The sequence below is a fragment of the Flavobacterium sp. genome (assembly GCF_027531705.1).
In the GTDB taxonomy this organism is placed as follows: Bacteria; Bacteroidota; Bacteroidia; order Flavobacteriales; family Flavobacteriaceae; genus Flavobacterium.
In genome coordinates, this window is record NZ_JAPZSP010000017.1 from 1 (window position 1) to 25,376 (window position 25,376).

Annotated in this window: 22 protein-coding genes and 1 other RNA gene; 13 read left to right on the plus strand and 10 right to left on the minus strand. The window is 31.6% G+C overall.

Features of this window, described 5'->3' with window-relative positions; translation table 11 throughout:
- Positions 1 to 211, minus strand: a 211-nt coding sequence (locus O9267_RS05355) for a Sua5/YciO/YrdC/YwlC family protein (protein WP_298176902.1), incomplete at its 3' end; no start/stop codon positions are given.
- 62 nt (positions 212 to 273) lie between these two features.
- Between O9267_RS05355 and O9267_RS05360 the strand changes: the two genes are divergently transcribed.
- Complete coding sequence (locus O9267_RS05360; protein WP_298176904.1) at positions 274 to 1,104, plus strand: alpha/beta hydrolase; 831 nt, start codon at positions 274 to 276, stop codon at positions 1,102 to 1,104.
- On the opposite strand, the gene O9267_RS05365 is transcribed toward O9267_RS05360, so the two are convergent.
- Entirely contained in the window at positions 1,101 to 3,422 is a 2,322-nt protein-coding gene (locus O9267_RS05365) for a UvrD-helicase domain-containing protein (protein ID WP_298176906.1), read from the minus strand. The genes O9267_RS05360 and O9267_RS05365 overlap by 4 nt on opposite strands.
- 109 nt (positions 3,423 to 3,531) lie before the next feature.
- On the opposite strand from O9267_RS05365, the gene O9267_RS05370 reads away from it, so the two are divergent.
- From O9267_RS05370 to O9267_RS05380, 3 genes are read left to right on the plus strand one after another with little or no spacing between them, the layout of a single operon-like run.
- On the plus strand, positions 3,532 to 4,056 hold the full coding sequence (locus O9267_RS05370) for a hypothetical protein (protein WP_298176908.1): 525 nt from the start codon (positions 3,532 to 3,534) through the stop codon (positions 4,054 to 4,056).
- A gap of 12 nt (positions 4,057 to 4,068) precedes the next feature.
- On the plus strand, positions 4,069 to 5,268 hold the full coding sequence (locus tag O9267_RS05375) for a DUF3667 domain-containing protein (protein ID WP_298176910.1): 1,200 nt from the start codon (positions 4,069 to 4,071) through the stop codon (positions 5,266 to 5,268).
- Position 5,269: 1 nt separating this feature from the next.
- Complete coding sequence (locus O9267_RS05380) at positions 5,270 to 6,304, plus strand: M28 family metallopeptidase (protein ID WP_298176912.1); 1,035 nt, start codon at positions 5,270 to 5,272, stop codon at positions 6,302 to 6,304.
- A gap of 95 nt (positions 6,305 to 6,399) precedes the next feature.
- Here the strand turns inward: O9267_RS05380 and O9267_RS05385 are convergent, their stop codons facing one another.
- On the minus strand, positions 6,400 to 8,016 hold the full coding sequence (locus O9267_RS05385; RefSeq protein WP_298176914.1) for an ABC-F family ATP-binding cassette domain-containing protein: 1,617 nt from the start codon (positions 8,014 to 8,016) through the stop codon (positions 6,400 to 6,402).
- A 293-nt stretch (positions 8,017 to 8,309) separates the two neighbouring features.
- Between O9267_RS05385 and O9267_RS05390 the strand changes: the two genes are divergently transcribed.
- The 5 genes from O9267_RS05390 (at position 8,310) to O9267_RS05410 (ending at position 13,814) form a co-directional block, all read left to right on the plus strand.
- On the plus strand, positions 8,310 to 9,047 hold the full coding sequence (locus O9267_RS05390) for a prolipoprotein diacylglyceryl transferase family protein (RefSeq protein WP_298176916.1): 738 nt from the start codon (positions 8,310 to 8,312) through the stop codon (positions 9,045 to 9,047).
- Complete coding sequence (locus tag O9267_RS05395) at positions 9,037 to 10,437, plus strand: radical SAM protein (protein ID WP_298176918.1); 1,401 nt, start codon at positions 9,037 to 9,039, stop codon at positions 10,435 to 10,437. Before O9267_RS05390 ends, O9267_RS05395 begins: the two co-directional genes overlap by 11 nt.
- Before the next feature lie 10 nt (positions 10,438 to 10,447).
- Positions 10,448 to 10,660: a hypothetical protein gene (locus tag O9267_RS05400; protein WP_298176920.1), complete on the plus strand. Its 213-nt coding sequence runs from the start codon at positions 10,448 to 10,450 to the stop codon at positions 10,658 to 10,660.
- A 61-nt stretch (positions 10,661 to 10,721) separates the two neighbouring features.
- The gene (locus O9267_RS05405) at positions 10,722 to 12,272 is read left to right on the plus strand and encodes a SulP family inorganic anion transporter (protein WP_298176922.1); all 1,551 of its coding nucleotides are present in this window, start codon (positions 10,722 to 10,724) and stop codon (positions 12,270 to 12,272) included.
- A gap of 129 nt (positions 12,273 to 12,401) precedes the next feature.
- Positions 12,402 to 13,814 carry a thioredoxin-like domain-containing protein gene (locus tag O9267_RS05410; protein WP_298176924.1) on the plus strand — a complete coding sequence of 471 codons (1,413 nt, stop codon included), beginning with the start codon at positions 12,402 to 12,404 and terminating at the stop codon, positions 13,812 to 13,814.
- Between the two features lie 102 nt (positions 13,815 to 13,916).
- On the opposite strand, the gene fsa is transcribed toward O9267_RS05410, so the two are convergent.
- From fsa to ffs, 4 genes are all read right to left on the minus strand, one after another.
- Positions 13,917 to 14,573 (minus strand): fructose-6-phosphate aldolase, encoded by a 657-nt coding sequence (gene fsa / locus O9267_RS05415; RefSeq protein WP_298176926.1) that lies wholly within the window; start codon positions 14,571 to 14,573, stop codon positions 13,917 to 13,919.
- Positions 14,574 to 14,708: 135 nt separating this feature from the next.
- Complete coding sequence (locus O9267_RS05420; protein ID WP_298176928.1) at positions 14,709 to 15,512, minus strand: SDR family oxidoreductase; 804 nt, start codon at positions 15,510 to 15,512, stop codon at positions 14,709 to 14,711.
- A 139-nt stretch (positions 15,513 to 15,651) separates the two neighbouring features.
- On the minus strand, positions 15,652 to 16,650 hold the full coding sequence (locus tag O9267_RS05425) for an enolase C-terminal domain-like protein (protein WP_298176930.1): 999 nt from the start codon (positions 16,648 to 16,650) through the stop codon (positions 15,652 to 15,654).
- Between the two features lie 65 nt (positions 16,651 to 16,715).
- Positions 16,716 to 16,814: signal recognition particle sRNA small type (ffs, locus tag O9267_RS05430), an RNA gene on the minus strand.
- An 85-nt stretch (positions 16,815 to 16,899) separates the two neighbouring features.
- Between ffs and O9267_RS05435 the strand changes: the two genes are divergently transcribed.
- Complete coding sequence (locus O9267_RS05435; RefSeq protein ID WP_298176933.1) at positions 16,900 to 17,967, plus strand: glutaminyl-peptide cyclotransferase; 1,068 nt, start codon at positions 16,900 to 16,902, stop codon at positions 17,965 to 17,967.
- Positions 17,968 to 17,974: 7 nt separating this feature from the next.
- Positions 17,975 to 18,676 (plus strand): carboxypeptidase-like regulatory domain-containing protein, encoded by a 702-nt coding sequence (locus tag O9267_RS05440; protein ID WP_298176935.1) that lies wholly within the window; start codon positions 17,975 to 17,977, stop codon positions 18,674 to 18,676.
- Positions 18,677 to 18,740: 64 nt separating this feature from the next.
- Here O9267_RS05440 and O9267_RS05445 read toward each other — a convergent pair whose 3' ends face one another.
- Together O9267_RS05445 and dnaK are read right to left on the minus strand one after the other, a co-directional pair.
- The gene (locus O9267_RS05445) at positions 18,741 to 19,325 is read right to left on the minus strand and encodes a hypothetical protein (RefSeq protein ID WP_298176937.1); all 585 of its coding nucleotides are present in this window, start codon (positions 19,323 to 19,325) and stop codon (positions 18,741 to 18,743) included.
- Positions 19,326 to 19,461: 136 nt separating this feature from the next.
- Positions 19,462 to 21,351, minus strand: a complete 1,890-nt coding sequence (gene dnaK, locus O9267_RS05450) for a molecular chaperone DnaK (RefSeq protein WP_298176939.1) — start codon at positions 21,349 to 21,351, stop codon at positions 19,462 to 19,464.
- A gap of 270 nt (positions 21,352 to 21,621) precedes the next feature.
- Here dnaK and O9267_RS05455 point away from each other — a divergent pair, with 270 nt between their 5' ends.
- Positions 21,622 to 23,046 carry an L-serine ammonia-lyase gene (locus O9267_RS05455; RefSeq protein WP_298176941.1) on the plus strand — a complete coding sequence of 475 codons (1,425 nt, stop codon included), beginning with the start codon at positions 21,622 to 21,624 and terminating at the stop codon, positions 23,044 to 23,046.
- Between the two features lie 61 nt (positions 23,047 to 23,107).
- Here O9267_RS05455 and O9267_RS05460 read toward each other — a convergent pair whose 3' ends face one another.
- Complete coding sequence (locus O9267_RS05460) at positions 23,108 to 23,530, minus strand: lipocalin family protein (protein WP_298176943.1); 423 nt, start codon at positions 23,528 to 23,530, stop codon at positions 23,108 to 23,110.
- 241 nt (positions 23,531 to 23,771) lie between these two features.
- Here O9267_RS05460 and O9267_RS05465 point away from each other — a divergent pair, with 241 nt between their 5' ends.
- Positions 23,772 to 25,373 (plus strand): T9SS type A sorting domain-containing protein, encoded by a 1,602-nt coding sequence (locus O9267_RS05465; protein ID WP_298176945.1) that lies wholly within the window; start codon positions 23,772 to 23,774, stop codon positions 25,371 to 25,373.
- Positions 25,374 to 25,376: the final 3 nt, after the last annotated feature.

Below are 25,376 nucleotides of genomic sequence, written 5' to 3' on the forward strand. Positions count from 1 at the left end.
AACAGATGAAAGAAAGATTGGCTTTTTCTAATTTGATTCCTTTTATTTTAGCGACTTTTTCCAATGCTTTATGGTTGGTGATATCACATCCTAAGCCATAAACCGTATCGGTTGGATAAATAACCAAACCACCATTTCTAAGAATCTCAACTACTTTTTTAACAGCCGCTTCGTTTGGTTTGTCTTCGTATATTTTGATAAACTGACTCATTTGTTTGCTGTAAAATATTAAAACATCTATTTTTACGTTATTATTACAAAGATACGCAACCTATGAAAATTAAATTTCTTTTTTTCGGATTTATTGCACTTCTATTTTTCTCCTGTAATTCAGAGGAAACTATAAATCAAAACTTGGATGCAAAAACGATTTTAAATGTTAGTTATGGAAATAATGTTCAGCAAAAATTCGATTTATATCTTCCTGCCAATAGAACTACAAATACCAAAACATTGATTCTTGTTCATGGCGGTGGTTGGATTGAAGGTGACAAAGCAGATATGAATTATGCCGTTGATATCGTAAAACAGTATTTACCAGAATATGCAATAGCCAATATAAATTACCGATTAGCAACCACTGGAAACCCAGCTTTTCCAATGCAAATTGACGATATTGAAAGTGTCATTACAAAACTAAAAACAGAAGATTATCAAATTTCGGATGATTTTGGTTTTATAGGTGTAAGTGCTGGTGCTCATTTGTCAATGTTATACAGTTATGCTTATAATTCGGATATAAAAGTTGTTTGCAGTATCGTTGGCCCAACAAATTTTACGGATGTAAATTATACTTCAAATCCTTTTATGGTTGCTATGTTTCAATCGGCAACTGGATTGGTTTATTCAGAAAACATTGGCTTTTATCAACAAATTAGTCCTTTTCACAGAGCAACTGCAAATTCTCAACCAACCATTTTACTTTATGGAAATGCAGATCCATTGATTCCAACTACACAAGGTCAAGATATGCATGCCAAATTAAATGAACTCGGCGTTTACAACGAATTTTATTTATACAATGGTGGTCACGGTGATTGGGCAATAAATGATCAAATTGATGCTTATAACAGAATGGTGGATTTTATTAAAAATAAATTCTAACCAATCACATCCAATTTAGCAAAACGCAATAATAGCTTTTTGATACCGCCTACTTCAAATTTGATTTCGGCTTTTTTGTCGGCGCCTGCTCCTTCTAAGTTTAAGATTTCGCCTTTTCCAAAACGTTCGTGCATTACGACATTTCCAACAGTTAATCCGCTATCAAACAAGTTATTATTTGATTGACTTCCTGAATTTAGTGGTTTTAATTTTCTGATAGTTACTGTTGGTTCTTCACCATATTTTTTTGGTGGCGTTCCCGAAGTTGGTTTTGCCAATCGTAGTTTCGATTTATCAATATCACCAAAAATGTCGGTATCAATCATTGGTTTGTAACGATAATTGGTTTCTTCTGGCGTTATATATTCTAAATATTGAGAATCAATCTCATTGATAAATCGAGAAGGTTCGCTGTCTGTTAGTTTTCCCCAACGGTAACGCGATTGTGCATACGTTAAATAAGCTTGTTGCTCAGCTCGCGTTAAAGCAACGTAAAACAAACGACGTTCTTCTTCCAATTCACTTCGGGTATTCAAACTCATAGCACTTGGAAACAAATCTTCTTCTAGACCAACCACAAAAACATGAGGAAACTCTAACCCTTTTGCCAAGTGAATTGTCATTAAGGCAACTCTGTCATCATCGCCAGTATCTTTGTCTAAGTCTGTTGCCAGTGCTACATCTTCCAAAAATTCAGCTAATGCACCACGAGCGCCATCAACCTCTTTTTGACCTTCGGTAAAATCTTTTATACCATTCAACAACTCTTCAATATTTTCAATACGAGCAATTCCTTCTGGTGTAGCATCTTTTTTTAATTCTTGCACCAAACCTGTTTTTTTGGTTACATGATCGGTCAAGAAAAAAGCATCCTGATTTTCATTTATTACTTGAAAACTTTGAATCATCGTAACAAAATCAAGCAATTTTTGTTTGGTTCCCGAATTTAATTTCAAATCTATTTTTTCAATATTTTGCATTACTTCAAAAATAGAACGCTTGTAATGATTGGCGGCAATCGTCAGTTTTTCAACAGTTGTATCACCAATTCCACGAGCTGGATAATTGATAACACGAATCAATGCTTCTTCATCTTTCGGATTTACAACCAATCGCAAATAACAAAGAACATCTTTAATTTCTTTTCTTTGATAGAAAGACAAACCACCATAAATTCGATACGGAATATCGCGTTTTCGCAAAGCATCTTCCATCGCTCTTGATTGCGCATTGGTTCTATACAAAATCGCAAAATGCCCATTCATCAACTGGTTTTGCATTTTTTGTTCCCAAATAGTGCTGGCTACAAATCTGCCTTCTTCGCTATCGGTAATACTTCGGTTGACTTTTATTTTGTTTCCATAATCATTGGCTGTCCAAACTACTTTTTCTAATTTGGTTTTATTTTTATCAATGATATTATTGGCCGCTTCTACAATATTTTTTGTCGAACGGTAATTTTGTTCTAATCGGTAGGTTTTTACATTTTCGTAATCTTTTTGAAAATTCAAAATGTTATTGATATTCGCACCACGAAAAGCATAAATACTCTGTGCATCATCACCAACTACGCAAATATTTTGAAATCTATCAGACAAAGCTCGCACAATCAAATATTGAGAATGATTGGTATCCTGGTACTCATCGACCAAAATGTAGCGAAAACGATCTTGGTATTTGGCTAAAACATCTGGAAAACGATTTAACAACTCATTGGTTTTCAGCAATAAATCATCAAAATCCATTGCTCCAGCTTTGAAACATCTATCCACATAATTTTGATAAATTTCGCCTAATCTCGGCTTTTTTGACATCGCATCAGCTTCTTGCAATTCTGGATTATTGAAATAGGCTTTTACAGTTATCAATGAATTTTTATAAGAAGAAATTCGACCAAGAACTTGTTTGGGTTTGTAAACATCTCTATCCAGCTGCATTTCTTTGATAATCGCCGAAATCAATCGCACAGAATCTTGCGTGTCATAAATGGTAAAATTTGAAGGATAGCCCAATTTGTCCGATTCTGAACGCAAAATTCGAGCAAAAACAGAGTGAAAAGTTCCCATCCAAAGGTTTTTGGCTTCGTTGTTTCCGACAATATCAGCAATACGTTTTTTCATTTCGCGAGCCGCTTTGTTGGTAAATGTTAGTGCCAAAATACTAAAGGCATCAACACCCAAGCTCATCAAATAGGCAATTCGTATAGTCAAAACACGCGTCTTGCCAGAACCTGCACCAGCGATAATAATCATTGGTCCGTCTTTTTGTAAAACTGGTTCTTGTTGGGCATCGTTAAGTTGACTAATGTACTTTTGCATAGAAATGAAAATAAAAATCCAAAATTAAGCTTAGTACATTCAAATTGCAATATATTTTTATAGTTTATTCTATTATATTTGTCAACAATTACTAATTACATCTTTATTTATGAATACCGAAAAAATCATCGAATTAGCTTTTTACACTTTACCAGCCTTGATTACTGGAGCTGTTGCCTATTATTTCTTTCAACAATTTGTTGTAAATGAAGATAACAGAAGACGTTTCTTATTGATGAAAGAAAATCAAAAAGATGCTTTACCCTTGCGTTTACAAGCTTATGAAAGATTAACGTTGTTTATGGAAAGAATCAATCCGACCAAATTATTGATTAGAATTGCTCCGATTTCGCAAAATAAAAACGATTATGAAAATTATGTTATTGCCCAAATTGAGCAAGAATTTGAACATAATTTGACACAACAAATTTACGTTTCTGAGGAATGTTGGACTATTGTTATGACGGCAAAAAATGCGACTATTCAAATGATTAGAAAAACGAGTATGAGCGAAAAAATTGAAAATGCCGATAAACTTCGTGAAACCATTTTGAACGATACTTTTGATAGACCATCGCCAAGTAGTACTGCATTGGCTTTTATAAATAGTGAAGTAAAATCTTTTTTAGCTTAAATCAATAACGTTATGTCCAGAAGTAAAATTCGTATTGATAAGACTTGTCTAAACTGTAATCATGTTGTTGCAGAACGTTTTTGTCCTAATTGTGGTCAAGAAAACACTGACAGTCGAAAATCATTTCATGAACTATTTTTTCATTTTTTTGAAGATTTGACGCATTATGAAAATTCCTTTTGGAAAACAATTCGAAATTTACTTTTCAAACCTTCTGCACTTACAAAAGAATATCTATCGGGCAAAAGAATGTCCTATTTAGCCCCGATTAGATTGTATATTTTTATTAGTTTTTTGACCTTTTTCTTAATTGCGGTTTTACCAGGAAAAAACATTAAAGATTCAATATTACAAAAAGAAAAAAAAGAAGCTTCAACAAATAAAAATATTTCAATAAAAAAACATTTAGTTATAGGTAAAGAAGGTATAGGCAATACTAATGATGATTTTGAAGATGAAGATGATAAAAACGAATATTACAATTACGATAGCATAAAAGCTGTCGAAGATGCAAAAAAAGAGCCTACTAAAGAAGAAAAAGAGATTCAACAACTACTAAAAAATAGTAAAGTTTCAAAATCAACAAAAGATACAATATTAAGCCTTTTAGAAAAATCAAAAGTCGAAAAGGAAGCTGAAGATGGTTTTATAAATTTTGGATATAATTCAATTGAAGAGCTTGATTCTGTTCAGAAATATGGTAAAGAAGAAGATAAAGAAGATGCTTTTACCTATTGGATTACCAAAAAAACACTTCAAGTAAAAAAAGAAAATACAAAAGAGCAAATTATTGAGACAGGAATCGCTTCTGCTAAAAGTAATTTTCCAAAAGTGTTACTGATTTACATGCCAATTTTTGCATTATTACTATGGCTTTTCCATAGCAAAAAAAGATGGTATTATTTTGATCATGGCATCTTTACATTGCATTATTTTTCTTTTTTATTATTAATAAATTTGATCATGTTTGTGCTGCGAAAACTCATAAGTTCTTGCGGAGAAAATCAATTTATCTCTGTTATTGAAATCATAATTTCGTTTGTGGGTTATCTATGGATGTTCTATTACTTTTATCCAGCGCATCATCGTTTTTATGGCGAAACTAGGATTGTTTCTTTTATAAAAAGTTCAATCTTGTTTTTTATCAATATGATTTTTATAATAATTTTACTTGTCGCTTTCTTTTTATATACATTAGTAACAATTCATTAAAATGAAAAAAATAACTCTTTTAATTATATCATTTTTAGCGATTTCATGTTCAACTTCTAAAAATGTAGAACCAAAAAAATCCGAAACAAAAGTTTTTGATGAGAACAATTACATAAATGTCATTTCATCTGAAAGTTTAAAAACCAATTTGACTATTATAGCTTCCGATGAAATGCAAGGCAGAAATACTGGCGAACTAGGACAAAAAAAAGCGGGTGAATATATTATAAATCAGCATAAAGCCAATGGACTTTCTTTTCCAAAAGGTGCAACCAATTTTTATCAAAAAGTGCCTTCTGAATTCATGAAAAAAGGATTTAGTCCAAAGCTAAATGATTCAGAAAATATTTGGATTTATATTGAAGGTTCTGAAAAACCAGATGAAGTTGTGGTAGTTTCGGCACATTATGATCATGTTGGAGTAAAAAATGACGAAATTTACAATGGTGCCGATGATGATGGTTCGGGAACAGTTGCTCTAATCGAAATTGCAAAAGCGTTTCAAAAAGCAAAAAATGATGGTTTTGGACCAAAACGTTCGGTATTAATTTTACATGTAACAGGCGAAGAACACGGACTTCATGGCTCTAGATATTATTCTGAAAATCCTTTATTTCCTTTAGCAAAAACCGTTGCCGATGTTAATATTGATATGGTTGGTCGAAGAGATGATTTTCATAAAGATTCAAATAATTATGTTTACCTTATTGGTTCCGATTATTTGTCTACTGATTTATTCAATATATGTGAAAACGTAAATAAAACGTTTACGAACTTAACATTAGACTACAAATACAACGACCGTAAAGACCCAAACCGTTTTTACTATCGTTCAGACCATTACAATTTTGCTAAAAACGGAATTCCATCTGTATTTTTATTCAACGGAACACATGCCGATTACCACAAACCAACCGATGACGTAGAAAAAATTGAATTTGACGCTTTAACCAAAAGAACAAAACTTGCATTTGCAATAGCGTGGGAAATCGCAAATAGAAAAGACAGACTTGTTGTTGATAAAGATGGAAAATAGATTGGAAAAATTCCAAATTTCAAAACCCAAATTACAATAAAAAAATCCCAAACTCCTAAAATTGGAATTTGGGATTTGTTTTTTTGTGCTTTTATTTAACTATACATTGTTTTTCTTAATTCTTGTACTTTTTCATCATCAAGATAATCATCAAAAGTCATGTAACGGTCAATTGCTCCTTTTGGTGTTAACTCCACTACTCTATTTCCAACAGTTTGTGCAAACTCGTGGTCATGTGTTGTGAAAATTACAGAACCTTTAAAGTTTTTCAATGAGTTATTGAAAGCCGTAATCGATTCCAAATCTAAGTGATTGGTTGGTTCGTCTATCATTAATACATTGGCTCTTTCCATCATCATTCTAGATAACATACAACGCACTTTTTCGCCACCTGATAATACGCGACTTGTTTTTAATGCTTCTTCTCCAGAAAAAATCATTTTACCCAAAAACCCACGTATGTTTACTTCTTCACGCTCTTCTTCGGTTTTAGCCCATTGACGCAACCAATCTACTAATGAATAATCGTTTTCAAAAAAAGAATGATTATCAACTGGTAAATAAGCTTGGTTAGTTGTAACTCCCCAATCATACGTTCCTGAATCGGCTTTTTGAATTCCATTTAAAATATCATAAAAAGCTGTAGTTGCTCTTGAGTCTTTTGAGAACAAAACAATCTTATCACCTTTTGCCATGTTCAAGTCAACTCCTGAAAATAACGTTTCGCCATCAACAGAAGCACTCAAATTTTGCACATTCAAAATTTGATCGCCTGCTTCACGCTCTTGGTCAAAAATAATTGCAGGATAACGACGACTTGATGGTTTTATATCAGAAATATTCAATTTAGAAATCATTTTTTTACGAGAAGTCGCTTGCTTAGATTTGGCAACATTCGCACTAAAACGACGGATAAATTCTTCTAACTCGGCTTTCTTTTCTTCGGCTTTTTTGTTTTGTTGCGCACGTTGTTTTGCTGCCAACTGACTAGATTCGTACCAAAAAGTATAATTTCCTGAGTAATGGTTTATTTTTCCAAAATCGATATCAGAAATATGCGTACAAACAGCATCTAAAAAGTGTCTGTCGTGCGAAACAACAATTACGGTATTTTCATAATTAGCCAAGAAATTTTCTAACCAAGCAATGGTTTCAAAATCCAAGTCATTGGTTGGCTCATCCATAATCAACACATCAGGATTTCCAAATAATGCTTGTGCTAACAACACTCTAACTTTCAATTTACCATCCAAATCAGCCATCATCGTGTAATGATTGTCTTCGGTAATTCCAAGATTTGACAACATCGCAGCCGCATCAGAATCGGCGTTCCAGCCATTCATTTCTTCAAATTGAACTTGCAATTCTCCAATTCTATCGGCATTTTCATCAGTATAATCAAGATACAATTGATCCATTTCTTGTTTTACAGCAAACAATACTTTATTTCCCATCATCACCGTTTCGAGAACTGTATGTTCGTCAAACAAGTTGTGATTTTGGTTCAAAACCGACATTCTTTTTCCAGATTCTAAATGAACATGACCAGAAGTTGGATCGATATCGCCCGAAATAATTTTTAAAAAAGTAGATTTTCCAGCTCCGTTTGCTCCAATTACGCCGTAAATATTACCTTGTGTAAAGGTTGTGTTTACTTCATCAAATAAGATTCTTTTGCCAAACTGAACTGATAAATTATTAACTGTTAACATGAATTAGGTATTTTAATTTGGGTGCAAAAGTAAGCATTAGTGATTAGTTTTTAGTGATTAGTAATTAGTTTTTTTTCAAACCTATTTGTACGCAATCTTGTTCATAAACAACAAAAAACAAGCATTTAAAGGTTGCAAGAAATTTTAATACTAATTAATATTGTGTTATCAAGCTATATTTAAGTTTAAGTTGTTGGAAATTTTCATCTATTGAATAAAAAAAAATAGGTCAAATAAATCCATATTCACAATCAAATTAAAAATCCTACTTTAGCTAAAATTTACAAACCTTTATGACCTTTCCTTTTCAATTTGATTTCTTTGGCGAAAAAGTTCATTACCATTTTATTTTTGAAACGTTGGCATTTTTCATTGGCGTTCGCTTATATTATTACCACAAAAAAAGAATAACAGATTCCATTTCCGACATCAATCGTTTGTGGATTATGTTAGGTGCTATGATTGGTGCGCTTATCGGTTCGAGAGTGATTGCTATGCTCGAAAATCCTTCTGAAATTGCAAATCAAACTTGGCTTACTTTTTACCAAAACAAAACCGTTGCTGGCGGATTTTTGGGTGGCTTATTTGGTGTAGAAATTATCAAAAAGATAATTGGAGTAAAAATTGCTTCTGGCGATATTTATGTAATTCCGATAATAGTTGCGCTTTTTATTGGAAGAATAGGCTGTTTTTCGATGGGAATTGCCGAAGCAACTTACGGAATAGAAACTACTTTTTTCACTGGAATGAATCTTGGCGACGGAAAGTTACGACATCCTGTGGCTTTATATGAAATGATTTATATGGTGTTGCTTTTCTTTCTTTTCAGAAGAATTAAAAATATGGATTTTGTAAATGGTGACCGATTTAAATTATTCATGGTTTTATATTTTTTGTATCGATTTTCCGTTGAATTTTTCAAGCCATATCAACCTTTATTCTTATATTTGAGTAGTATTCAATGGAGTGCGATTTTTATATTTATTTACTATTATAAATTTATTTTACGATTATTTAATTATGCCAAATAGACCTTACATATACTACGATTACACCAAATCACTTTGCCCAACTTGTTTAGAATTGGTCGATGCCAAAATTGTATTTCAAGACGAAAAAGTTTGGATGCTCAAACATTGCAAAACCCACGGCAATATGCGTTCCATGATTGCAGACGATGTGGAATATTACAAACAAATTAGAAATTACAACAAGCAATCGGAAGTTCCTTTGAAATTTAATACCAAAGTGCATTATGGTTGTCCTTATGATTGTGGTTTGTGTACCGACCACGAGCAACATTCGTGTTTGTCGATTGTAGAAGTTACTGATAGATGTAATTTGGCTTGTCCAACTTGTTATGCTTCTTCAGCACCAAATTACGGGCGACACCGAACGTTGGAAGAAATTGAAAAAATGTTTGATGTAATAGTTGCCAATGAAGGCGAACCCGATGTGGTTCAAATTTCTGGTGGCGAACCAACGGTGCATCCGCAGTTTTTTGAAATCATGGATATTGCCAAAAGCAAACCAATCAAGCATTTGATGCTAAATACCAACGGAATTCGTATTGCAAAAGATATTTCATTCGTAGAAAAATTGGCAAGCTATATGCCCGATTTCGAAATTTATTTGCAATTTGACAGTTTCAAACCAGAAGTTTTAGAAAAATTACGTGGCGAAGATTTAACCGAAGTTCGCAGGAGAGCTATTGAAAATTTGAATCATTTTAATCTTTCTACAACTTTAGTAATTACTTTGCAAAAAGGCGAAAATGATGATGAAATTGGTAAAATTCTTGAATATGCTGTGAAACAAAAATGTGTGCGTGGTGTAACATTTCAACCTACACAAGTGGCTGGAAGAACTGATAATTACGACGATGAAACTGGAAGAATTACATTAACCGAAGTTCGAAGAAAAATCTATGAGCAATATCCAATTTTTACACCACAAGATTTAATTCCTGTACCTTGTAATCCTGATGCTTTGTGCATGGCTTATGCGTTGAAAATTGATGATCAAGTTATTCCAATGACTAATTTATTGAATCCTGAAGATTTATTAAACACAACCAAGAATACCATTGTTTATGAAAACGATGAAGATTTGAAAAATCACTTAATAACAATGTTCAGCACCGGAATTTCGGTTGATTGTGCCGAAGATACTTTTGGAGAATTGATGTGCTGTTTACCAAGAGTCAAATCGGATAATTTGCATTATGATAACTTATTCAGAATCATTATTATGAACTTTATGGATGCCAACGATTTTGATGTTCGAGCTGTAAAAAAATCATGCGTTCATATTGTTGACAAACGCTATAAAATTGTGCCTTTTGAAACGATGAATTTATTTTATCGAGATAACAAAATTGAAGCAATTAGAGAAAAAATAAACGCAATTAATAACTTATAAAAATTGAAGTATGTTAGGATTTAACAATTGGGGTGACTTTATAGTTTCTGCTGCCATAATTATTGAAATGATAAGCGTTGCTGTATTTTTTATTGGAATCGTTTTTCTTTTTATTGAAAGCAAGAAAAAGTTAGGTTTAAAACTAATTATTGGTTCAGTAATAGCTTTTGTAATTGGTTTTAGTGCTTGCACTGCGAATTTTACTTTGGGACCAATGCATTAAATGATACTTATCATAAACGAATGCACGTAAACTGACTACATTTGCAGTACATTTTGAAGAAATGAACAGAAAATTAAAATACTACGAACTCATTTGGTTCAAACATGATTTACCAGCAGGTTTATCTGTTTTTTTGGTGGCTTTACCTTTATGTTTAGGAATCGCATTAGCATCTGGAGCACCATTATATTCGGGACTTTTATCGGGAATTATTGGTGGAATTTTAGTTTCTGTTGTTAGTGGTTCACAGCTTGGTGTTTCTGGTCCAGCAGCTGGTTTGACAACTTTGGTCGCTGCTTCGATTGTTTCACTTGGTGATTTTCAAACTTTTTTGCTAGCGGTAATGGTTGCTGGACTTTTTCAAATTGTTTTAGGATTATTCAAATTGGGTTTAATCGCCAATTATTTCCCATCTGCCGTTATCAAAGGAATGCTTGCCGCTATTGGGATAATGCTGATTTCAAAACAAATTCCTATTGCTTTAGGATACAATCAACCCGATTTTTGGACTGGAGGTTTTACCCAACTTTTTTCTGCCAATAATATTCCAGGAAATATTCAAAATTTTAATGAGCATTTAACTCGAGGAACTATTATCATTTCTATTGTTTCATTAGCAATTTTGATTTTATTTAATCAATCATTTGCGAAAAATTTAAAAGTCATTCCTGCGCCACTTTTAGTGGTTTTGGTTGGAGTTGCAATAAATTTTGTACTCTCTAATTTATCTGGAAATTTTCAATTAAAACCAACACAACTTGTGGCAATTCCGGATAATATTTTTGGCAATATAACTTTTCCGAATTTTTCAAAATTATTTTCAAATATTGAAATTTGGAAAGCCGGAATTCTAATCGGATTATTAGCTTCACTTGAAACCTTATTATGTGTTGAAGCAGTTGATAAATTAGACAAAAGAAATCGAATAACACCCGTAAACAGAGAACTTTTGGCGCAAGGAATTGGTAATTTAACATGTGGTTTGCTAGGAGCAATTCCGATGACAGCTGTTGTAGTTCGTGGTTCTGCCAATGTTGATGCTGGAGCCAGAACCAAACTTTCTGCCTTTACACATGGATTATTTTTGCTCTTAGCGGTTCTATTTTTACCTTTTGCTCTCAATATGATTCCGTATGCTTCACTTTCGGCAATTTTATTGATAACAGGTTACAATTTGACCAAACCAAGATTATACAAAAATGTTTTTAGTTTAGGTTGGAAGCAATTTTTTCCATTTATCATTACAATTATTTTTATTTTGGCAACCGATTTGTTAATTGGTGTTTTAATCGGATTGTCAATTTCGCTGTATTTTATCATTCAAAATAATTTTCAAGCAGATTATAAAGTTTCTAAAACCAAACAACATGAAACAGAAGTTTTTACAATCAACTTGAACGATAATGTGTCTTTTTTAAACAAAGTGAAATTCAGAAAAGTACTTGATCAAATTCCACAATACAGTATTTTGACTATTGATGGTACCAATTGTAATTTTATAGATTATGATATTTTAGAAGTCATTAGTGAGTATGCATTCAAAGCTCACGACAGACATATTCAACTGAACTTGAAAGGAATAGAGGTAGTTTCAACAACTGCTTTACACTAAAAACTATTCGTTTTTTTTCAAATTATTATTTTAGAAAGTTTCTAAATTACTGGTATTACTAACTTTAACGATGCCTTAACAGAAATAATCATTTCAACAGAATATATTTGTTTTAAGATGATAGCAAAAATGACCGATTTTATTAAATTAAAATTTATTGTAATTACAACTATTTCAGTGTGTTCAACGTTTTTTTCCTGTAAAAAAACAGCTGACATAAAAGAATATCAAGCCTATTTTGGTGGTGAAGTAACCAATCCAACAAGCCAATATATACTTTTTTTGAAAGATTCTGAAGTAATTGATAGTGTAAAACTTGACGAAAAAAATCGATTTTTCTTTTCTTTTGATTCACTTGCTCCAGGTTTATATAGTTTTAAAAATGAACCTGAATATCAATATATTTATTTTGATAAAAATGATAGTTTGATGGTTCATATTGATGCAAAAGATTTTGATAATTCACTAGCTTTTTGTGGTCGTGGTGATCAAAAAAATAATTTCTTAATGGAATTATATTTGAAAAACGAAGCCGATAAAAACACTATGTTTTCCCTTTTTGAATATGATTTTGATAAATTCAATACAAAAATAGACTCTACTCAAAAAGCAAATACTAGATTTTACGAAAGCAAAAAAGAAGAAATTAAATGGAGTGAAGATTTTGATAAGTTTGCAAAAGCAGCTCTAGATTTTAATTATTATACCAAAAAAGAACTCTATCCAAAAGTTCATGGAGTAAGAACTGGAGTAGATGTTTACGAAAAAATTCCTGAAAATTATTATGCTTTTAGAAAGGAAATAAATTTTAATGAAAGTCAATTTTCTGATTATGCACCGTTTATCATGTATGTTTCGCACATGCTAAACAACAAAGCTACAATACTATATCACAATCATTTAACTGATGTTGACAAAGAATTAAAAACCAATATCAATAAATTAAACATTGTTGATACGCTTATCAAAAATGAAAAAGTAAAAAATAAAATTCTAAATAATATTGCCTTTCAATATTTGTTAGAAGATCAAAATGTGGTGAATAATAACATTTTTATAGATAAATATTATAAACTTTCATCCGATAAAAGTCATAAAAACGAAATCCTAAAAATTGGAAATGCCATTCAGTTATTACGTCCAAAATTTGAGCTTCCAATTGTGAATCTTATCGACGCAAATGGCAAAATGATTTCGAGTGATAAAATTTCGACCAAAGAAACTGTTATCTTCTTTTGGACACAAAAATTATCTTCACATTTAGAAGCAACTCACAAAAAATTACTTTTATTAAAACAAAAATATCCTAATTATCAGTTTGTTGCTGTCAATCTTGACAAAGATCAAGAAGCTTGGACAAAAACATTAGCAAAGTACAAGTTCAACGGAATTTCAGAATATCGATGCACCGATTTTGAAGATTTAAAAGAAAAATGGGCTATAACCAAAGTACATCGCACTATAATTTTAGATAAAAAAGGATTGATAAAAAATGCCTTTACCAACATTTTTGATGTGAAATTTGAAGAAGAACTTAAATAGGTACGAGTTACGAAGTTTTGAGTATAAAGTAAAAAAAGCGATTTTCAAAAAATGAAAATCGCTTTTTTATTCCTCGTAATTTGTATCTCGTACCTAGTACTTTTATTTGTTTCCTTTTTCGAAATCAGCAATAAACTGTGCTAATCCAATATCGGTTAGTGGGTGTTTTAGCAATCCTAAAATAGCCGATAATGGTCCTGTCATGACATCTGCTCCAATTTTGGCACAATTTACAATATGCATTGTATGACGAACAGAAGCTGCTAGAATTTGCGTTTCATAACCATAGTTATCATAGATTTCTCTAATTTCTTGAATCAAATTTAAACCGTCTGTAGAAACATCATCCAAACGTCCAATAAAAGGAGAAACAAAAGTTGCACCTGCTTTTGCTGCCAATAGTGCTTGACCAGCTGAAAACACTAACGTTACATTAGTTTTAATTCCTTTATCGGTGAAGTATTTACATGCTTTTACACCTTCTTTTGTCATTGGAAGTTTAACTACAATTTGAGGATGCAAATCGGCTAATTCTTCACCTTCTTTAATCATTCCATCGTAGTCAACAGCATTTACTTCGGCACTAACTTCGCCATCAACAATGTTACAAATGTCAACATAATGCTTTAAAATGTTGTTTTTTCCAGTAATTCCCTCTTTTGCCATCAACGAAGGATTGGTTGTTACACCATCAAGAATTCCAAGTGATTGTGCTTCTTTAATGTCGTTTAAGTTGGCTGTGTCAATAAAAAATTTCATAATATGTGAGTTGTGTTTTTATATAAAATGCAAAATTACGAATTCAAAATTCAATAGCAATGACAATTGCAAAAATCAATTGTAAAAATAAAATATACTGATTGATATTGCCATTGAATTTGATTTTTGCAATTGTTAAAGCTTATAATGATTCATCAACATTTTTTCATAGACTTTATCAGGCAAAATTCTCTTTAAAACTATAGAAAACTTCTGCATGAAAACGCCAATTTTATAGTGAACATTCGGATTTGGATTTTGAATAATCTTATAAATTGCTTCTGCCATTTCATTTGGATTACTTCCACTATCAACATGTTCATCCATCATTTTGAGCGTATTTCCATATGGAACTTCGTAAGCAGAACCTTTGATGACTGGCGCATGATAACGACCTGCCGCAATATTGGTTGCAAAATCACCTGGTGCAACATTGGTAATTTTTATTCCAAAACCTTTCACTTCCATACGGATAGCTTCGGTAATTAGTTCTAAAGAGCCTTTGGATGCTGAATAAATTCCGCGATAAGGCAAGCCCATATAACCTGCAATCGAAGTAATATTGATAATTAAACCCGATTTTTGAGAACGCATTTGTGGCAAAACAGCTTTCATAACTTCGATTGGTCCAAAAAGATTGGTTTCAAAATTATTTTTGATTTCTACGGTTGGAATTTCTTCAATTGGGCCAGTTATACCAACACCAGCATTGTTAATCACTACATCTACTCTACCCGATTTTGAAATTATTGCGGCAACTGCATTCTGAATACTTTCAACATTCCTAACATCTAAAGCTAATAGCGGAAATACTGAATTGGTTATTTTTTCAGGATTGCGACTTGTTCCATACACTATAAAACCTTTGTTGTGTAAAAATTCTCCAATAGATTTTCCTATTCCTGATGAACCACCTGTTATAAGTACAACTTTTTTCATTTTTATGTTTTTAAGAGTATAGAAAAAAGAGAATAGAAAATAGATAGTTCAAGATAAAATCTATACACAATTTTTAAAATTCTATTTTCTTTATTCTATTTTCTTTATTCTATATTCTATGCTCTTTATTCAATTCCAACTAAATGATAATTATTCCTAATCCTGGTTTTTCTGATAATTGAATTTTTCCGTTTACAATTTTTGTTCCGTTTGCAATGTCATTTGCTACCAAATTTGCGCCGTCTAAATCGGCAAAATCACATAATGGCGCTAAAACTGCACCTGCCGAAATTCCAACTGTTGATTCTGTCATGCATCCAATCATGATTTTGTAATCAAGACTTTTGGCTTTGGCTATCATTTGCAATGCTGGTGTCAAGCCTCCACATTTTACAAGTTTGATATTGACACTTTTATAATACGGTTTCAATTTTTCCAAACTCGTTTCATCTTGACAATCTTCGTCTGCCATCCAATTAGCATATAAATCAGCGTGCAGTGAATGGTAATTATCCGAACCTTTTTGCATTGGTTGTTCCAAATATAAAAATTTTGAAACTATTTCTTGATTTTCAAGCCAACTACAATCTTCTTTTTTAAAACTTCCATTAGAATCTAAAGCAATTTGATAATCTAATTTTAATAAAGATTGAATTTCATTTTGATTAAAACCATTGCATTTTACTTTGAATTTATTCCACGAAGAAGCTTTAATTTTTTTAATTTGTTCTTCAATTGGTGCAACACTTATCGTTATGGAAGATTCTGGAAGATTTTTTATTTCAATCGAATTTAATTCTAAAAAACTTTTGTCTTCTAACTTTCCAAATAAATCCCAGTAAGCACAATCAAGAGCTGATCGCAGAAAACTTGGTAATTCTAATTTTAGAAGAAAAACATAAAATTCAGTTGGATGAATGATTTTTTGATTTTCAATTTGGCTTTGAATCAATTCTAATTTTTGAACAAAATCGGCTAGATTTATTTGATAATAATCAATTGCAGTACATTCGCCATAGCCAGAAAAATTGTTTTGTTGCAATGAAATAATTAATGCTTCTCTGAAAGAATAATTTCCGTAAGCAATTGAAAATGTTTCCTTTAAATTTAGTTGAACAAGTTGCCAAGATAATTTCATCAAAGGAAAGTTAAAATTTAAAATCAAATATAAATAAAAAATTCCGAATCAAGTTCGGAATAAAAAAATGGCAAGCGACCTACATCGCACCGCTACAACCACATACCTTTGCTATGTTCCCATCCTGGAGGAGTCTGCAGGAGCTGGTCGTGTAGGACTTGCCGGTGCAAAGATACAATCTTTTTATATTTTTGCAAGAAATTAACAGCTTTATAAATATATTTGTGAAGTTTAAAATTATAAGAATAAATGAAAAATTATAACCTATTAGTAGTCATTTTATTAGCCGTTTTTGTTACAAGTTGTAATGATGAGAAAGAAGATTTATTTAGCATAAATGAAAATGCATTAAAAGCACAATACTTCCAAAAAGACCAACTTTCATTAGAAATTTTGAATCCAAAATCGGAAAAAATTGATAGTGTTGTTTACAATATGGATGACATCAGAATAGGTTCAAGTAAAGGAACAGCTAAATTTTCATTTGCATTAAAAGATCAAAAACTAGGTTATCATAGCATAAAAGCATCTACTTATTTTGATGGAGAAATTGAGCAAGATTCAACTAGAATTGAAGTTGTTTCAGATATTGAACCAAAATTGATTAGTTACTCAATTATAAACACCTATCCGCATGATACATCCGCATATACGCAAGGTTTAGAATTTTACCGAGATACTCTTTATGAAGGAACTGGAAATGGAGCTGGAAATTCAACGGGAATTAGAGGCGTTTCAAGTTTGAGAAAAACAGATTATAAAACAGGAAAAGTTTATAAAAAAATAGAATTTCCAGAAAACATTTTTGGAGAAGGAATTACTATTTTGAACAATAAAGTATATCAATTGACTTATCAAAATAATGAAGCATATGTTTACAATGCTGACACTTTTGTGAAAGAAAAAACGTTTCCTTATTTCAAAACAATGGAAGGCTGGGGATTGACAACAGATGGTAAAAACCTATACATGAATGATGGTTCAGAGCGAATTCACATTATAGATCCAGCTACTTTTAAACAACTTGATTATGTAAATGTTTATTCTTCAACCACAAAAATTCCAAGTATAAATGAAATGGAATGGATTGATGGAAAGATTTATAGTAATATTTATGGAAAAGACGCTGTTGTAATTATTAATCCATCAAATGGTTCCGTTGAAGCAATTATTAATCTTTCTGATTTAAAAAATAAAATCACAAAACTTCCAGACACTGACGTTTTAAATGGAATTGCCTACAATCCTAAAACCAAAACATTGTTTGTAACTGGTAAAAATTGGGACAAAATGTTTGAGATAAAAATAAACAAATAAAAACTTTATGGCTAGTAAAACCAAAATCACTATTCCAAAGCCTTGCCAAGAAAATTGGTTAGAAATGACACCTTTGGAACAAGGACGATTTTGTCAATTATGCCAAAAGAATGTATTTGATTTTACAACTGCATCTGATAGAGAAATTCTAGTTGCTTATAACAAAGACCAACAACTTTGCGGACGATTCACTACTTCTCAGTTAAATAGAGATTTGCATATTCGCAAAGAAAAAAGCTCCATTTGGGTAGCCGCTACCTCAGCTATTGTTAGTTTTCTAGGACTTGGAACCAACGAAGTTCAATCGCAAGAAACCATAAAAGTTGAACAAACTGATAAAAAGGTTTTGACTGATTCTATTGAAAATTCAGATGAAATCGAAAAGCTAATTAATGGCATTGTTTATGACGAAACTGGATTAGTTTTACTCAATGCAAAAGTTTCTTTAAAAAGTTCTTTGAGAAGTGTTCAAACAGATTTTGATGGTAAGTTTTCAATTCTTGCAAGAAAAAATGATTATTTATTGATTTCTTACAACGGCTATGAAACATCTGAAATAATTATAACTAAATCAAATAATTATATTTGTAAAATGAAACTTTCAATTGATTCAGAAAAATTATATCAAACAATTGTAACTGGTGGAATTTGCAAAAAACGCACTTTCTTCGGAAGAATGTTTCATTCAATAGGAAATTGGTTTCGATAAAAAAATCGCAAATTATAAATCTTCAAAGAATTACAATTTGCGATTATGCAGTAAAAATTATCTTTTATTTTTTCTTTTTAGCGTCTAAATATTCTTTTTTAGTAGCATCATAAACCCATTTATTCTCTTGGTTTTTACTTTTTTGAGTAATCGAACCATCAGGATTTAAAGTAAATTCAAAACCTTCTCTTCTAATTTTGTTTTGTGTTTCAGAAGCAGTTTTGTTTTTATCAAGAAAAACTTGTTCGGTTATATTATTCGTGATTTGGTAATTTGAAAACACTTCTTTTTTGGTAGTAATATCATATACTTTTGTGTAAATAGTTACGATATCTTCTGTTTTAGTTGGTGTTTTAGTATTCGTTTTTTCTTGCCATGAAAGTAAATATAAAGAAACTCCACTAGCTTTGAAAGAAGTTAATTTACAACCTGTTGGCGCAAATGATTTGTCAGCACTTTTTACAACTATTGTATCAATTTCTTTTCCTTTTTCAGTAATTGTAACTTGAAAGTTTCCGTTTTTGATTTCGGCAATAAGGTTGTCAACTTTTGCTAATCCAGCAGTAGCTTTTGGTGTAGCACTTTTCTTTTTTTGACCAAAACTTGTTAGACAAACCAAAAAGGCTAAAATGTAAATTCCGTTTTTCATGTTTTTATAGTATTTGAGATTGCCAATATACAAAATATTCTATCCGAAAAATGTTAAATAAAAAAAACCGAGCTATTACTAACTCGGTTTTCTATAAAAATTAATTATCTAATTTTCTAATTGAAAAATCATCTAATTATTTCACTTCTTCGTAATCAACATCTTGAACATTGTCGCCTTGTGCTTCACCCTGTGGTTGAGCAGGTTGTCCTTGAGCGCCTTGATCTCCTTGTGCATACATTGCTTCAGTAGCTGTTTTCCAAGCTGCATTTACATTGTCTAAACCTTTTTGAATAGCCTGTAAATCTTGTGATTGGTGAGCCATTCTTAATTCAGTTAATGCATATTCAATTGCTGTTTTGTGTTCGTCAGATAATTTATCTCCCAATTCTTTCAATTGACTTTCTGTTTGGAAAATCATACTGTCAGCTTCGTTCAATTTTTCTGCTCTTTCTTTAGCAATTCTATCAGCGTCAGCATTTGCTTCAGCATCTTTTTTCATTTTTTCGATTTCTTCAGCTGTTAATCCAGAAGAAGCTTCGATACGGATATCGTGTGATTTACCAGTTCCTTTATCAGTTGCAGAAACTTTGATGATACCATTAGCATCAATATCAAAAGTAACTTCAATTTGTGGAACACCTCTTGGTGCTGGTGGAATTCCGTCTAAGTGGAAACGACCGATAGTTTTGTTATCAGCAGCCATTGCTCTTTCTCCTTGCAACACGTGAATTTCAACAGATGGTTGAGAATCAGCAGCCGTTGAGAAAACTTGCGATTTTTTAGTTGGAATAGTTGTATTAGACTCAATTAATTTTGTCAAAACACCACCCATAGTTTCGATACCTAAAGATAAAGGTGTAACGTCAAGTAACAATACATCTTTTACATCTCCAGATAAAACTCCACCTTGAATAGCAGCTCCAATTGCAACAACCTCATCAGGATTTACACCTTTAGAAGCTTTTTTACCGAAGAATTTTTCAACTTCGTCAGCAATTCTTGGCATTCTTGTAGAACCACCAACTAAGATAACTTCGTCAATATCTGAAGTAGATAAACCTGCATCTTTCAACGCTTTAGCAACTGGTTCCATAGAACGTTTTACTAAAGAGTCAGATAATTGTTCAAATTTAGCTCTTGATAATTTTTTAACTAAGTGTTTTGGTCCAGATGCAGTAGCTGTTACATAAGGCAAGTTGATTTCTGTTTCAGCAGAAGATGACAACTCGATTTTAGCTTTTTCAGCAGCTTCTTTAATTCTTTGTAATGACATTGGGTCAAGACGTAAATCAATTCCTTCTTCAGCTTTGAATTCATCTGCCAACCAGTCAATGATAGTTTGGTCAAAATCATCTCCACCTAAGTGAGTATCCCCATTTGTAGATAATACTTCAAAAACTCCGTCACCTAATTCAAGGATAGAAATATCAAAAGTACCACCACCTAAATCGTATACAGCAATTTTTTGATCTTGTCCTTTTTTATCTAAACCATAAGCTAAAGCAGCAGCAGTTGGCTCGTTGATAATTCTCATTACTTTAAGACCTGCAATTTCTCCAGCTTCTTTAGTAGCTTGACGTTGCGCATCGTTAAAGTAAGCAGGAACAGTAATAACTGCTTCTGTAACTGTTTGACCTAAATAGTCTTCAGCAGTTTTTTTCATTTTTTGAAGTGTCATAGCTGACAATTCTTGAGCAGTATATAAACGACCATCGATATCAACACGTGGCGTATTGTTATCACCTTTTACAACTGAATAAGGAACTCTTTTTGCTTCATCAGTAGTTTCAGAAAAAGTGTGTCCCATAAAACGTTTGATAGATGCAATCGTTTTTGTTGGATTAGTAACGGCTTGTCTTTTGGCAGGATCACCTACTTTGATTTCGCCACCTTCTACAAATGCAATGATTGAAGGCGTTGTTCTTTTTCCTTCAGAGTTAGGGATTACAACAGCTTCTTGTCCTTCCATTACAGAAACGCATGAGTTGGTCGTACCTAAATCAATTCCAATTATTTTTCCCATTTTTATATTTAATTAATTTTAGAAAATTCGATTTTAAACTTGTCTGACAAAAAGCAATGATTGTGCCATAGCCAAAAAGAGAATTAATTGTCAGTTTTAGAGAATTATGACAGTTATTTATATGACAAACTGACATTTTCAGGTGCTAAATACAAGGTTGATTGAATGAGGTTTTTATTGAAAATTATCAAATTCATATTTATATACCAACAAAACTATTTATTTTTCAGTTATTCATTTATATTTGTCTTTCAAATTAAACTTTTCTTTATGGAAGAATGCATCTCGGTTTTTGATATGTTAAAAATTGGTGTTGGACCATCGAGTTCGCACACACTTGGACCTTGGCGTGCCGCAGAACGATTTTTGGCTGAATTAAATCAAGAAAATATACTCACTACTACCACTCGTGTTAAAGTTGATTTATATGGTTCGCTATCATTAACTGGTGTTGGGCATGCAACCGACTTGGCTGTTATGCTAGGTTTGAGCGGTCAAGATCCTGAATATATTCCTGTTGAAAACATTGATAAAATCATAACTTCCATAAAAAATACACATCAAATCAACTTAGGAAATCAGCTATTAATTCCATTTGATTTTGAAAAAGATATTGTTTTCAATAAAAACTTTTTGCCTTTTCATGCAAACGGAATGACTTTTACAGCATTTACTTCTGACAAAAAATATACTTCTACCTTCTACTCTATTGGCGGCGGATTTGTAGTAAAAGAAGAACGTGCTAATGCAAAAAAGAAGCTTCAAATAAAATGTGCTTTTCCTTATCCAATTCAGAATGCACAAGAATTATTAGATTATTGCACCACTCAAAACAGAAAAATATCAGAAGTTGTTTATGACAACGAAAAATCGATGCGTTCGGAAGAAGAAATTGATAAAGAATTAATGCGCATTTGGAATACCATGTTAGAATGTATGTACATTGGTTGCCACAGCGAAGGAATTTTGCCTGGCGGATTAAATGTTCGCCGAAGAGCTTTTGATATGCATCAAGGTTTGATTGGTTTATCTAATTATAATAATACGCAAGAATGGTTAGAATGTATTCGTAAAACAGAAGTCAAATTTCGTCAGATTTTAAAATGGGTTTCGTGTTTTGCATTAGCTGTAAATGAAGTAAATGCCGCTTTAGGTAGAGTTGTAACGGCACCAACCAACGGAAGTGCTGGTGTAATTCCTGCAGTTTTAATGTATTATTTGGTAATTGAAAATCATGACGCTAGCGAAAAAGAAATCAAACAATTTTTGATGGTTGCTGGTGAAATTGGTAGTATTTTCAAAAAAGGTTCGACCATTTCGGCAGCCATGGGTGGTTGTCAAGCAGAAATTGGAGTTTCTAGCGCTATGGCAGCAGCAGCATTGTGTGAAGTTATGGGTGGAACTCCGGACCAAGTGCAAATGGCAGCAGAAATTGCAATGGAACATCATTTAGGTTTGACTTGTGATCCTATCGGTGGTTTGGTTCAAATTCCGTGTATTGAAAGAAATACAATGGGTGCCATTAAAGCAATAAATGCAGCAGAATTAGCTATGGAAACAGACGCAAAAAATGCAAAAGTTCCTTTGGATAAAGTCATCAATACCATGTGGCAAACCGCTAAAGACATGAATTCTAAATATAAAGAAACTTCAGAAGGTGGCTTGGCAGTTGCCGTGAATGTTGCGGATTGTTAAAACAAAAAAAAGGAGACAATTTTTTAAAAATCATCTCCTTTTTAATTTATCAAAATAAAATTTATCTAATGTACACTTCAATAGCACCATTAGCATCTTTTAATTTTAGCTCATTGAGTGTAAGATTAACAATATCTTGAGTTGTTGTAACTCCATCAACGACTCTTGTCAAATTATTGTGTGATCTAGAATAAATCCCTTGATCAGTAAACAAAGCACATGGATCGATTGTTGAATCATAGTTTCCTTCTTCAACTGTATTGTCAGATTTTAGATTCATAAAATCTTTTTCACAACCTGTTTGATTTTGCGGTGCATCAATTAAGGTTTCTGTACCTGAAACAGTTGTTCCGACTTTACTAATGCTCCATTTTCCTGTCAAAGGAGCTAATGTTTCCCCTTCATTGTCATCATCACTACATGAAACTGTGAAGAAACCAAAAACGGCAATCAACATTACCAACGTCAAACTTCTACTTTTCATACTTACATTTTTCATACTATTTCTTTATTAAATTGTTAATTACAAAGTTAACCGAGAGATTGACGGTGTTCATTATATAATAGTTTTTATTAGTTATATAATTACTACCAATGCAGAATGGATTGGCTGTTGACATGAATGTTGAGATTTCGATGATATTCTAAAATTATTTTTTGTAATTTTTATCCTAAAAATAGTTTTGTGTGCTAAAAATTCTTATTTTTGATAAAAAAAGATTATTATGCAACAAAAAATACTTTTTTTCGTCTTATTATTTTCTTCAATTGCTTCAGGTCAAATAACTTACGAACACACTTATTACAATGGATTTGCTTCTAGAATTGTTTTAGAAAACTCTGGAGAAAAATACTATTTAGTTGATTTTACCAACCATAAAATAGATTTTTATAATGCCAACCATACTTTTTGGAAATCAATTGTTCTTCCAATTTCAGAAAATTATTATTCAATAGGTATTTCAAATATTTCTGAGAATAAACTAAATAATGATAATTTGTTAGAAATTGTATATTCTACTTATTCTGCTCCAAATATTAGACAAAGTAAAATAATTAATGAAGAAGGAACCGTTTTATTAACAGTTGATAATTGTTATTCATTGACAATAGACGAAAAACAAGGTTTACCTACTAAAATTATTTCTTATTCTTCTACAGAAAGTAATATATATTCCGTACCTGAATTATTATTGGAACATACTTATGCTTCAAATGAAACTAAAAGGATTATTTTTGAAAACGCTGGCGAAAAATATTACAATTTCAATCCAACTACTGGCATTGTAACAATTTATAATAACGATCATACTTTTTGGAAAAACATAACTTTGACAAAACCTGATGATTATATTTTTTCAGGAATTTCTTTTTTGTCTGAAAATCAGATTAATGATGACAATTTATTAGAAATAGGATATGGTTATTACGGTATTGGAGAAAATCAAATTTATCAATCTAAGATTATTAACGAAGAAGGTATAACACTATTATCACTTGATAATGTTCGTTATATCGACATTAGTGATATTGATGGTTTAGCTAAAAAACTAATTGCATACACTACCACAAATTTATCTCAAATATATAGCTGCCCAAGTTTAGTTTTAGAACATACTTATGATGGAAGCATTGAAAGAGTTAAACTTGAAATTTCAGGTGAAAAATATTATGACAATAAAATATATAGTATTAATTCAAATGTTCCTGTTGTGGCTGAAACAATAATTTACAACAGTAATCATACTCTATGGAAAACAATTACTACACCAATACAATTTTCTGAATTTGGTTCGATTATTAGTGTTCACGCATCAGAAACAAAATTCAATTCTGATAATCTAGTTGAATTAGCCTATTCGTGCTATTCTAATACTTTAGATGGCGGTCATTATGAGTCAAACATAATTAATGAAAACGGTACAGTTTTATTAAATATTCCTGGCGCTTCTAGTATTTTTTTAAGCGAAATACCGAACTTATCGAAAAAGTTGATAACAAATATATATTATAACATAAGTTTTGACAATATACAATATAGTTCAAAAATTTATGGCTTTGATGGACCAACAGTTGGTGTAGAGGATTTCAATTTAATGCAAATAACTATTTCGCCAAATCCAGCATCTTCTTACTTAGAATTTAAAGCTGAAAACTCTATTATAAAAAAAGTAGTAGTATACGATTTACAAGGTAAAATAATTCAGAAATTTGAAAATGATAACATAAAGAAAATTGACATTCAAAAATTTGATGCAGGTTTATATATTGCTAGACTTACAGATGAAAACAATAAATCTTATACATACAAATTCATAAAAAACTAATTT